Origin of the sequence: Pseudanabaena sp. 'Roaring Creek' (assembly GCF_001402795.1) — a bacterium.
Lineage (GTDB): Bacteria > Cyanobacteriota > Cyanobacteriia > Pseudanabaenales > Pseudanabaenaceae > Pseudanabaena.
The window spans coordinates 1-12298 of sequence record NZ_LIRE01000743.1 but is presented as its reverse complement, the minus strand read 5'-3'; the positions used below and the strand labels follow the sequence as shown (position 1 = coordinate 12298).

Here is a 12298-nt window from a genome sequence, read left to right as displayed (position 1 = left end):
CCTAAGGATGTATTGCTTTTATGCAGCGACCAGTTCACAAACTATGGTCTTTTGATGTGTTTTCAGCGAAGCTGTGTATTCTCCAACCAATACTTTGGCGGAGTCTTTGGCGACAAGTCCTAGCAGGTATGGCTTTTTCCTGCTTTTACGGATGACTTCAATTTGATATCTGCCATCTTCTTGGCGTTGAGATACAAGAATGGGAATACAGGCGTGTTCTCCATTTCCTGTCCATTTGGTTGATGCGAGTTCTCCATACTGTGCGCCCACTACTTGCAAACGCATCAGTTGGTTGTCATGGAGGCGATCGCAGATCTCTGGTAGGAACATATTGAAGACAACGCTTGCAGTGCCATGATCGCCGTTGTGACTGGCTTGCCACATAGCGGCAGCACAGGTTTGCGCTGTTTGCTCACTTTTCTGTCGTAGCTTCTCACCTAGTCCTTTCGCCCATTGCACTGCGGCTCTGAGGATTTTCTTGCGAGATTCCCGATCGCTTGATAGTTTCATCGCTTCCCTAATCTTGCTGGTATATTCATCGCGACGGGCGATCGCTCTTTTGTAGAGGGTTTCACTCGGTTTGATAAATAGTTCGCGGAATTCGAGTAGGGTACGTTCGTGTAAATCTACGGGTTGCCAGATCGTATTCACTGATTGAATCAGTAGAGAGATTGCATCGGTGTATTCTCCGTTTGCTTCCATTGGTCTAGCGGGCATCTTACATCTCTGTTTAGCGTCGTAGTAGCTACCATAGACTCCTTGCATCTTGCGATCGATCAGCCAATCTAACTTTGGTAGGCTTTTGCCCACTTCATCGAGAAAGGTTTGATTATGGCTGAGGTCGGATTTGAGCCGATCTACAGCAACTTGGACTTCTTGGGCTAAACCTGCAATATATTGATGCTGTCCTGTTGCCCATGCTGTGGCTAGGTAATAGGTAATCAATCCAATTTGGTTTTCAGTAGATCTTAAGGCGACTTCCGCTAATGTGCCTTGCACTGGTACTTTGTCGGGTTTGTAAGTGGTGGGCTTGAGGTGGTGCTGACGAATTTCTTTGGCGATTTCTGGTAGTTTCTTAACTGATTTCACGCAGAAAGTATCACCATCAAAGTCCATACCGCAATAGTCACGCGCGATGTCTGGGTTGACATACATGGTTCCCTGTTGGTTGAGTCCTTTAAAGTGTTTGTTTGTCCAGATTTGCAAGTCGTTCTGATCGCGGATGGGATAGCGGAAGCCGACATATTCGCCTTCGGGCATTTCAGGGATGCACATTTCTAGTTCTCCTAGTTCGGGATAGGGCTGCGCCATGAAGCTAGAGAAGTTGATGCCGCCACTGGTAGCAAGGGTTAACCAACGTCTTCTTACTAAGTCTTCAATCTTTCGTACCACATAGGGATGTTCTAGCAGTTGTCCGTGAATGTCGTGTTTGAGGATCTCCGCGAGGATTTTGCCGTCGGCTTCTTCTTCGCGTTCTTCTTCAGGTTCATCTGTTTTCACCCACTGTTCGGTTTGGATCAGTTGGCAGAGTTGTTGAATGTTTGATTGGGCAGCCACTAGGGTTTCCGCTTTCTGTTGAGTGGTGGGCAAGACATCTTGGGCGATCGCTTGTTGACTAAACCATTGCCAGACGGTATAGGAGGTCTTGACTCTACGTTTTTGGGCAAAGTTAACGATTCCAAGTTTCAGATTGGCGAGTTTGTGGATACCTAGTTTGGGCTTGTGTCCTTTGAAACATGATAGAGGCAGGATTAAGTCAATTCCTGCGGGACAGTTTAGGCTGAGTTGTAAGGTTCCTTTGGCAACCCATTGATGGGCAATTCCTGCTCGAAACTGGAAAGGGGTGTTGGCTGGGATCACAAAGTCTTGGCTTTGGCGCAGTTGGTTTAGAAGTTCATGGCTGATTTTGCCGTGACAGTCATCGGTGCGATGTTCTTTGTCTTGGACAATGAGGATGTTTACTCGTTCGATGCTATAGATTTTCAGGCATTCGGTCATGAGGATGGAGCCGTAGTTGATTTGTCCCATCGCACTGGGGAAATAGGTGGCAAAGGGGTTTAGTCCTTGGCAGAAGAAGAAGTCTCCATGTTTTCTGGCTCCCGACGCTCCTGCTAGTTGGTATTTGCCTAGCCCTTTGGTTAAGGCGGCGATCGCTTGTTTCTTCAAGGGTGCGATGCTTTTAGTTGCTGTACTGCGTTTGCTGGCGGATTTGCTGGTTTTAGCGATGCTTTCGGCTTTGGCAATCTTTTGTAAGTAGGTGGAAATGTTGCCGATGCTGAGGTTGATGTCTGGATGCAGGGCTTCGAGGAGGGTGTCCCGAAATTGGAGCTCGTTATCGACGATCTCTCCTGTGGCGAGGTTGGTCTTGGCGATCGTTAGCATTTATTTTTGTTCTCAAAGTAATTTAGCGACTAGATCCAACGATTTGGATCTAGTCGCTTTTGATTTTCGTTTCTAGATGGGGACTAGGCTGCTTTCTTGTTCAGGTCTTGGCGATAAACGACAAATCCATTCTTTTGCAGTTCGTCAATTGTTGTGGGCTTTGATGGCAGAAAGTTGATCTTGCCTTCTTTGGTTGCCAGAATCTTGCAGCCATAATGATTCTGCAAGCGTTGAATCACTTTCTCAATTGGCAGGTTGATATTCGCCAAAGCCCATCCCTTCTTTGCTTGATACAGCCACATCTTGTCTGTGCTAACTTGTGGTTTACGGGCTTTGGATTTGCGAGATGTTTCAACTACTGCATTGCTGGCTGCGACTGTCTTTTCCAGTTCCTTGACTGGGATTTGCGCGTTGATATGGACAATCAAGGCTCTGGTGGTTACGTGCAGTTCTGCTTGACTCAGCTTGTCAATGATTTTATCGGCAAGTTCTTCAGGGGTATCGAATCTTAGTTGACGAGCCATGTTTTTAGTCTCCTGATTTTAATTTGTGGTTGACAATCGCTCACGGACTTTACGCGCTAGCGTTCTTCTTGCTTGTCAATGTAGATTTCTTTTTGATAGATATCTACATTGACAAGATTGCTATTTGAAACTAGGCGGTTAAGTAGAAGAGCAATTCTTTCTTCTTCAGTTTTCGCCAGTTAGGGATTCTGCGTTCTTTGGCTAGGGGTCTTAGTTCTTGAACGGTCATTTTCGTGAGTGGCTTGGTAGCGACTTCGGCAATGATTTCAGTCTTTACTTCCTTTACCGTAGCTTTCAGTTTTGGTGCTGCTTTTGCTAATGGTAAAGCTTCCATTGCATCTGGTAGCTCTGGTTTTGTGGCTGTTAGATGCTTGACTGTGGCTTCAGGTGTTTGCCCTTGAGAAGTTAGAAGGGATTGATCAGTGGGTTCAGTCCCTAGAAATGATAGTAGGGCATAGGTTAGTGCGGTCAATAATCCCAGTAATGCAATCAGACTCACAGTCACAAGTGCTTCGATGGCGATCTTAAAAATTGATGGTGGCTTCATAGTTTTTCCTAATAATTTGTTGATTTTCTTCAATACTTGTGTGGGAATTGGTAAGTCAGATCTTTGTCAATTCACTCGAATTTAAGCGAGATCGCTAGACTGATTTTTAGTTCAATTCTCTTGCTGCGTTTTTTTTAGAGAAGATCTGGGGATAGTCTTCGGATAAGGTTTCCAGATGTCTTGTTGCAACTTCGCGGCAATGTTGCGGATCTGTGGTGTATTCGTTCATTGCGGCTTTGACGAAATACTCGGCATAGGTCAACATTTCCAAGATGCTTGGGTCTATTTTTGAGATTTGGTCTGGATGTTTAGCGAGGTATTCTCCTAATTCCTGAACGCTCTCTTGTACTGCATCTAGGAGTAAATCCTTGCTTTGGATTGTCCGCTTTGTGCCATCTCTGAAGGTCAGCAGTTTTGTTCCATTGCCAAAGTCTGTTACTTTTGCTTGCATCGATTTGGCAAGATCGATTTGCTGTTTTGTGGTCTTCAGACATCTGGCTCTCGAACGATATACCTGCACCTGTGTCTTGCCTGTCATCGCGCCTATTGCTATTTTCACGGTAGTTATTCCTACTACGTCATTGGTCGCGGACTTTAAGCGTAAGCGCTCTTACTGTTTTTCCATAAACAATGAATCTGGGCATAATATCTGTGTTATCGGGACTCCTGATATTCCTTTTGACTCTCTGCAATTAACTGAAGAGCGCGATCGCAGTTTTTTGCATCTTTCACGGTTACTTGACTATGGGTAACCTCTAATCCTTGCTGTACCAACAATGGTGAATATTGAAATTTGTCTTCATGCACAACTTTAGTATCCAATGTCAGTGTATCGGTGTCCTGTTCCCATGTGGCTCGATATTTACCTTCGTTGCCCTTGCGCTCAAATACAAGTTTGCCATCTTGTGATTCTACATAGTCACTTTTGATTGCTAAGATTTCCCGCCATTGCGTGGCGACATGCTGGCTTAATGACTGATGATCTTTGTCCATTGCTTGCTGTGCTTTTTCGGTGATGCTCTCGCCTGCTATCAGCTCTTGAATTCGGTCTATATATTTCTCGCTCTTGCCCAAATACTCGGCAGTTCGACTCCATTCCATTAGTTGCTGAATATCGGTAACGATGCTGTTATCGGATTTGATCGGTTCTATCGGGAATGGCACGATCTTTCCATCCACATAGTCTCCCAAGGGCTGAAAGTGCATTCCCCATGTGTTGCTATGTCCTTGAAATGTGGTTAGTTCCTTGGCGCTATGCTTTTCCATCTGCGACCATTGCTGTTGATAGGCTGCATCATTCAGCATTTCTGGGGTGATTTTGTACTGTTTGCCCACTTTAAAGGCGACTTTCTGCTCTCCTGCGATCGCGATCGCTATGTCGCCTTCCTTAAATCCATAGGCGACATAGGGTTCATATCTCCGAGTCGTATGGCATCTACCATGTCCGCGCATGGCTTCGATACAGGTGTTGACTGGCAAGGGATTGACTTCTCCATGCATCTTGAGGGGATAAACCATCTTGACGGGTTTTCCTGTGATTTTTACTGGCTGTTCTGAATGTAATGATTTCTCTTGCTGTGAGGTTGAACCTTGGTAATAGCCTTGGGGCTGCCAGTTGAGTGCATAGCCTTTTTCCTGCAAATATGCCACTACTAGTTGATCTGTTCCTTTAGCATTGCCCACTAATATTTGGCTACCTGCGGCGATCGCTTGGTCTAGTAATGGTTGGTAATGGCTGGTAAATACTTGATGCAGATCTTGCTCAATCTGTGGTTTGGTGCGTTCGTCTCTTTCTCTTCGCCAAGGTCCTGACCCACTGACCATGATCGCATCTTCAGATTTATATTTGCCTGTATTCGCCAGTTCTCCCCATGCTTGTTCGTATAATCTCGTACTGGAATAAACCGTTTCTGGTGTGGCAGCTTTACCGATAAATTGAGTGGCGATTTCTGCCATGGCTTTATCCTTGCCAAAATGGCTACGCACTGATTCCCGCAGTTGCGATTCAATCTTTTCGAGGGGATTTGTATCAGTGCTTTTCTGCGTCTCCATAGGGCTTTCAGCTTGAGTATTAGTCTCTGTCGTGGCGATAGCAATTGGGTTAGCCAGAGCCTCTCGATCTCGTTGAGGATCGTACTTTACTCCCATCGCGGCAAGATTCTTCCATGTCATCTCGACTAAGCTTGCTTTTACAGCCTGTCCTTCATAGAGATAGGTAATCCCATTAATTCTGCCTCCTGCTTGCACTTGCGCTTTTAGACCAACATTCTCATCAGCAAGTCTTTCCACAAATTCAGTCATGGTCGGTTGGTTTGCGGATGCCTTAGCGATCGCCTCTTTCAATTGCGGCACAATGGCATCGAGGTTGACTGCTTCTTTGACTCGCTCTGGTGATAATCCATGCCATATTTCAGGTAGTTTGAGCGTACTTTTGTCGATCGCTAAGTCTGCATCTTTCTTGCTGGCGGAAATATTGATGTTTGCAGTGAACTGACTGCCAATGGGCATATAGGCTGCGTCATTGTGAACAACGCCCATATTTTTCCATTGGTCGCCTGTCTGGACTTGAATTACCCTCTTGTCATAGATCGGACTTTGGGGATTAGCTTCGATTGCCATTCGGCAATTGAGGGATTCGTGGGGTTGCCATTGTTTATCTTTGAGTTCGTTGGTTTCGTACTGTAAGCCAATTACTTTGATTTTTTCTACCTGTAGTTCTTGGAGTCGATTGGCTACGACTTCCGTAAACATCTTGCCTGCGATCGCGCGGTTGTTGTTATACCATAGGGCGGCGGCTCGGCGTTCGCGTTCGGTTTCTGGAATTGCATCGCGTTGAGTTTCTAGATATTTCTCGGCGGCCGCAAATTTGTCGTCAACGTCGTTTTTGGAGATTCCTAGTTGGAATTCTAGTTTGAGGTTGCCAAAGATTTTGTCCTTTTCGATGGTTTTACCATAGGCGGCTAAGGTGGCTGGGGAGATTAAGCCCACATCAATTTTGTCTTGATCGATTAGGGCGACGGCTTTATAGGGATATTGTTTTTCGGTCTTCCAGTCCTTATTCTTTGTTATCTGGATATCGACGGTTTCTCCTTTCCTTGCCATCTCCCAGATTGGGGACTCGCCATCGGGGTCGGTACTAATTACACTGACGATTTCGATTTTGTTGCCTTTGCTAGAAGTAGCAGTAAGGGCTATGCCTTCTTCATGTTCTAGACGACTACGACTGGCGGCGGCTTCAGAGATGAGCTTGTTGTATTGCGTAGCGATGCCCTTTGCCCATTCACTATCTGCGGCGGTATGGCTGTCTTTGGGAAAGATATGGTCAAAGCGATTGTAGTTGCGATCGCCAATCAAACTATGTTCTTTGTAAATCTGGTTGGCTTGTTCCACCATCCAGCCTACTGGGTCTTGGGTATTGGTTTTGATGCCTTCAGTGCCGATATAAGCATAGCTATTGTCTTTGTCTTTAATCCATTCCACCTGTTTGTATTTGGCGACTTTCTGACAGAATTGAAATTCATCTTCATTGACTTTTCTGGCACTTTTGGGCGTATCGACAGCACGTTGTAAGTTCACTGCTGCTAAGCTTTCTAGATTCCACAGCAATCTCTCGGTTTTGGCTAAACCTTGGGCTACAGCAGTCGCTTTTTCTGGTTCGGGTAGGTTTTGGATGGTACTGGCAATTTGACTGATTTCGACAATCTGGTCGCGCCACGATTCATTGAGAATACGAAAGGGTTTCTTAGTTTCTCGGTCTTCTGCAAGTAGCTTTTGGAAGTGTTTGCCAATGTCTTGCAAGTATTCGGTTTTTTCGAGTTCTTGGATATATTGGGTTTCCCAGCGCAAGGCTTCTAGCCTCATGCCTAGATTGGCAACTCTTCCTGTGGGATTATCGGCAGCGTTCACGGCTGCACTGGCTAGGGTAGCAAATCCATTAGCAACATCGCGGGGAATCTTCTTTTCTTTTTCGACTTGAATTGGTTTATTCTCTGGTAAATTTTTGTCAATAATCTCTTGGATTAGGTTTGGATATTGCTCAATAATTTTCTGGGAACTGGCTTGCTGTAAAGGAGTTAGTTGGCTGGGAATTATCCCCACGCGATCGCCGTCAAAGTCGATAACTAGTCGTTTGGCATCGTTGGGATTGAGGTAGCAGACTCCTCTCTGCCTATAGGCTTCGGGATCTAATTCACGCAGAACCGTAAGGTTATTCGTAAATACGTCAAAGTTGGCGGCATTGGCGACAGGACTGCGATAGATAGCAACTTCAGCTCCATCGGGTAGTCCTGTAAAACTGACTTCGCCTTCTTTCAGTTGGTTGTGGGGTTGGGCGATGCCACTAGGGACGTAAACGCCGCCTGTGGCTACTTCTTGCCATTCACTTTGCAGGAATTCTCGCAGTCGTTTGGCGATGTCTTCCATTTCTAATATTTGGCAATGACCACCTTCAATCAGGTCAGTTTTGAGGATGTCATAAAGCCAATCTTGGTATCCTTCGTTAGGTGAGGCTACCTGCTCTCGGTCAATTTCATTGGCTGTTGTGTTTTCTTGTGGACTCAATCCCAGTTCTAGTGCTAGTTCTGGCTCTATGATTTGTGTAATCTTATCGCGATCTGCTGTTTCTTCTTGCCTTTGCTGTTGGCGCTTTTCATGGCGCTCGATATACAGTTGCGCTACCTTACGCGGATCGGATTGGGCTTCGGCGAGTCGTTCGGCTTTAATTTTCAGCTTTGGGAGTACGTCTGCTTGCACTCCTTCGGGGAAGAAGACGAGAGCTTGAGTACCCAGTTTTTGTTCGGTGAATCTGGCATCTTCTTTTCTTGACCAGAATAGGCTGACTTCATGGATGCCTGTGGTGGTGGTTTTGTTGTCGCCTTTGATGCTCGATTTGGCAATAATTCCATCGACTTCTAGGACTTGACAGAGCAAGCTGGCTCGACATGTGCCTTTGATGACACCCTGCCATTCAGGTACGGCAGCTCGATATTGAAATGGACGGTTTGATTCAGCTTGCAGTTGGGATGCTAAGTCTGGTGAGATCAGGCTATAGCAGTCTCCTAGTTTGCTGGCGATGAGTCCCATCGCTTTGTCACTGATAGTAATGCCGTTGTTCAGGGTAATGGGTTCCTTTCCCCAGTCTGCTTGGTAGATTCCTGTGGCTGGTTCTTTATTCAGAGTTTCATCATCGATAATTAGGATTCTGGCTTGCTCTTTAAATATAGAGGTCTTAGCTTCGGAGACTGGCAAACTGCCATAGGCGACAGCATCGCTATGATTAGTAAATATTTCTGTACTTACTTTTTCAGCGATGGCGCGATCGCCAAAGTAAGCGGTTCTTCCATTGGCAAGAATTAGGTACAGTCCTTGCTCTTGAAGTCGCTCAATGTCTTTTTCGGTAATGCCGTCGTACATCTTGCCAACAGCAAGTTTACTCGGCTCAATATCTTTTCCGATCTTCAGTTCGAGGTAGCTATGCTCAACAGTTTTCGGAGGCAAGGGTAACTCTTGCCCTGTCTTCAGGTCGATCTGTCTAAATTCCATGTTGTAATTTCTCGCTAGAAGTCAAAGTCAATTTCTGCTTCTTTCTTCGGTTTGATTGCTTGAGTTTTCAGTTTCACTTTCACCTTTTTGGGCTTTGGTTCTGCATCTTCGTCATACAATGAATACTGTGATTCATAGCGGGCGATGTCATCAAAGCTGGCTAGTCCTTCGCTCAGTAGTTCGTCATAGGTATAGCCTGCATCAATCTTGGATTGGATATTGTTTCTCATTGGTTCCTCTTTAGGTGCTTAGGATTGAATACAACAGATTGGGGAAATTGACAATCTAGAGAGTATATTTTATCAATTTCTCTGGATTCATGTTTGAGAATATTGTTGGTACAAATTCTGGGATTGTCAATACTCCATTATGGTAGTTTTAGCTTCATTGGCGAATCGCTAGATTTTCCAATAGTTTCACGTTGGCTGTATTCTGGTTGTAGTTTCATTTCTTCTGTATGACCCTGCTCAATCTCAATCAAGCTGATTTGTCCGACATCCGTTTAATTGCTTCCGATGTTGATGGTACTCTTACCCACAATGGAAAATTCTCCTCCGATTTCATATCGACTCTTCTTGATTTACAATCAGCAGGAATCAAAGTCCTATTAGTGACGGGTCGCTCGGCGGGGTGGGTCAGTGCTTTGGTGAATTATTTACCAGCGGCAGGGGCGATCGCGGAAAATGGTGGTTTGTTTTTACAGCCCAATGGTCATCAAAATTTGCTCTCTTCGATTCCTAACCTATCTAGACATCGCATTCTACTGGAAAATGCTTTCCATCACATTAAGCAGAAATTTCCTCATCTTCAGACTTCCACTGATAATCAATTCCGTATTACTGATTGGACTTTTGATGTCAATGATTTATCGACTGATGATATTCAAGTAATCTCTTCACAATGTCAGCAAATGGGTTGGAGTTTCACGTACAGCAATGTCCAATGTCATATCAAACCACCGCACCAAGATAAAGCAACTGGCTTAGAGATAGTACTCAAAAATCATTTTCCTGAACTCAATTCACAGAAAGTGCTAACTGTTGGCGATAGCCCTAATGACGAGGCTATGTTTAATCCTGTAAAATTTCCCATCTCGGTCGGCGTGGCAAATGTGCTTCACTATCAAGACAAGATCCTGCATTTACCCCAATACGTTACCCATGCTTCTGAGTTTGCTGGTTTTTCTGAGTTAGCAAAATTATTACTACAAAAGTAAAAGCGGCGCATCGCACCGTCTCTTATTTTTTGTGAAGAACTTACGGTTTAGCGATCGCCTGTCATCAATAACAATTGCACCAGTTGCAGTGCTTCTTAGATTGCTATGGCTACACATTATTCATGATGATGCATCAATGTCTTTGTTAGCTCAGCCTCTAACGGTAGTGAAATTCTTAACTTATCTTAAACACTATGAAGTCATTGCAATCAGTAAAGTGGTAAAAACCAGAATGGCATGGATACTGAAAGTACTCCTTGTTCAAAAATATTACCGCAGATGACATTATGGCAATCCTGACTCGGGATCGACCCCAACTACAATAAAATTTTGAAATTTAATGCAACAGATTTTCTGCGATCGCTGTATGCTTAGTGTGTATTATTAATGTGACGCTTTTTATCTATAGGAGATTACTAAACTAGTTTTTTCCTTCAACACCAAAAAAGCCAGTGATTCCAGCCACTAGCTCTTTGATGACCCGAAGGTTTTTAAATTGAATATCCGGAAATGGACAGATGTTGCTTTGACGAGGCAATTTTGTTCAGCGCTTCACTATATCTTAACGCAAGATATAAGTTTAGCAACAGTTTTTTATGCGAATTTTTAAAATTCAGCAAAAAACTAGAATTGAAGCGTTGAAATAGACCCAAAAAATCTGCTCATTTCCTGATTGAAGCCCCTACAACCCTTACAATCAGGACAATCTAGATGTCATTAAATTTGCGAGACTTGCCTCGGCAGATCGGGAAAGCGATCGCCCGTGACAAGCAAAAAAGAGGTCAACAAGCATGACCTCACATAAAGATCGTATTTGCAACACTGTCGATTCAAAATTTACGACTAAAGGCTTAGAACCAAATTCATTAACCACCACCGAATTAGCAGCGCAAACCTTTGCCAGCTTTTTCCCCTATTCGTGGAACTTTATCTATGCCAAAAATGTAGATCGGACGAGCAAACCAGAATGGAAAACCGAAACGCGCTATCCGATTACAGGAAGGCGATTGTACGACTATTGGGCAGATAACGAAACGCTGATCGGCGTAAGATTTGGCAACCAAACCGAATATGCCCTCCTCGACATAGACAAAGGCAGCCCCTACCACCCCAGCAACAACTACGAGAAATTTAAAACCGTACTACAAGCATTAGAAGACATAGGACTAGTCAGACCCCTAATCGTGCAGAGTTCGCATAGCGAAGGACTGCATATTTACTATCCCCTATGGCAAGAAGTACCCAGCTTCGGCATCGCCTGCGCGATCAAAGCCAGCCTGCAAAAAAATAATTGCGAAATCGCCGCAGGAGTAATCGAAAGCTTCCCCAACACAAAAAAATACGACTCAGAATACAACGGACATAGACTGCCCCTGCAAACAGGCAGTTACCAACTCGACAACGACCTCCAGATCGTCGGACGAGATCTAAATCAATTTGTCGAAACATGGCTGACCGTACAAGAACATCAAGACATTGACCTATTAAAACAGGCGATCTCCGAAGCCAAAGCCAACTATCAACCCCCCAAAGACAACCGCAAACCAATTAAATGGCGAGAAGACCTAGAAAAACAAATCGAAGCAGGATGGACAGGACAGGGACAATCCAACCAACTGTTATATCTAATGGGCAAATACGCCCGCGTCTTCCTAGGCTGTGAAGATGACGAATCGATCGCCGAATACATCATCAAAACAGCAAGAGCCGCCGCAGGATTTATTAAATTTTGCGGAGACATTAAGAGACTAGAACAAAAAGCCAAAGACATCGCCAAATGGTGTACGAAGCATCATTTCCCATGGGGTAGTAAAAAGGGAGAACAAACAGAAAACGAAAAAGAAAATACAGAAACCCAAAAAGCCCAGAAACAAGCCGAAAGACTCGAACGCATCCGAACAACCGTAAACGAGCTAAATAAAACAGGAGAAATGCCAGAAACAATTCGCGGGATGGCGCAAGCGATCGCCAAAACAGCAAAAGTATCAGTAGAAACACTATACGAAAACAAACAGCTATGGCATCCAGAATTCACCGAATCGCGTAACAGCACAAATACAAACAATTCCACCCCATCCCCCATAGCGA

The 12298-nt window shown here is 44.6% G+C and carries 7 protein-coding genes and 1 pseudogene; 2 read left to right on the top strand and 6 right to left on the bottom strand.

Annotated features, from left to right (window positions below; translation table 11 throughout):
- Positions 1-18 precede the first annotated feature (18 nt).
- The 6 genes from AC805_RS22145 to AC805_RS22120 all read right to left on the bottom strand — a co-directional run bounded on the left by AC805_RS22145 (position 19) and on the right by AC805_RS22120 (position 9224).
- Positions 19-2382 carry a hypothetical protein gene (locus tag AC805_RS22145; RefSeq protein WP_055077419.1) on the bottom strand — a complete coding sequence of 788 codons (2364 nt, stop codon included), beginning with the start codon at positions 2380-2382 and terminating at the stop codon, positions 19-21.
- Between the two features lie 83 nt (positions 2383-2465).
- The gene (locus tag AC805_RS22140) at positions 2466-2906 is read right to left on the bottom strand and encodes a hypothetical protein (RefSeq protein ID WP_055077418.1); all 441 of its coding nucleotides are present in this window, start codon (positions 2904-2906) and stop codon (positions 2466-2468) included.
- Positions 2907-3036: 130 nt separating this feature from the next.
- On the bottom strand, positions 3037-3453 hold the full coding sequence (locus AC805_RS22135; RefSeq protein WP_055077417.1) for a Rho termination factor N-terminal domain-containing protein: 417 nt from the start codon (positions 3451-3453) through the stop codon (positions 3037-3039).
- Positions 3454-3559: 106 nt separating this feature from the next.
- Positions 3560-4012, bottom strand: coding sequence for a hypothetical protein (locus AC805_RS22130; RefSeq protein ID WP_156341535.1), 453 nt, complete (start codon positions 4010-4012; stop codon positions 3560-3562).
- Positions 4013-4107: 95 nt separating this feature from the next.
- Positions 4108-8994, bottom strand: a complete 4887-nt coding sequence (locus AC805_RS27030; RefSeq protein WP_055077415.1) for a hypothetical protein — start codon at positions 8992-8994, stop codon at positions 4108-4110.
- Between the two features lie 14 nt (positions 8995-9008).
- Entirely contained in the window at positions 9009-9224 is a 216-nt protein-coding gene (locus tag AC805_RS22120; protein ID WP_055077414.1) for a hypothetical protein, read from the bottom strand.
- A 227-nt stretch (positions 9225-9451) separates the two neighbouring features.
- On the opposite strand from AC805_RS22120, the gene AC805_RS22115 reads away from it, so the two are divergent.
- Together AC805_RS22115 and AC805_RS22110 are read left to right on the top strand one after the other, a co-directional pair.
- Entirely contained in the window at positions 9452-10210 is a 759-nt protein-coding gene (locus tag AC805_RS22115; RefSeq protein WP_055077413.1) for an HAD family hydrolase, read from the top strand.
- Positions 10211-11001: 791 nt separating this feature from the next.
- A pseudogene (locus AC805_RS22110) lies at positions 11002-12298 on the top strand (hypothetical protein); the annotation flags it as partial.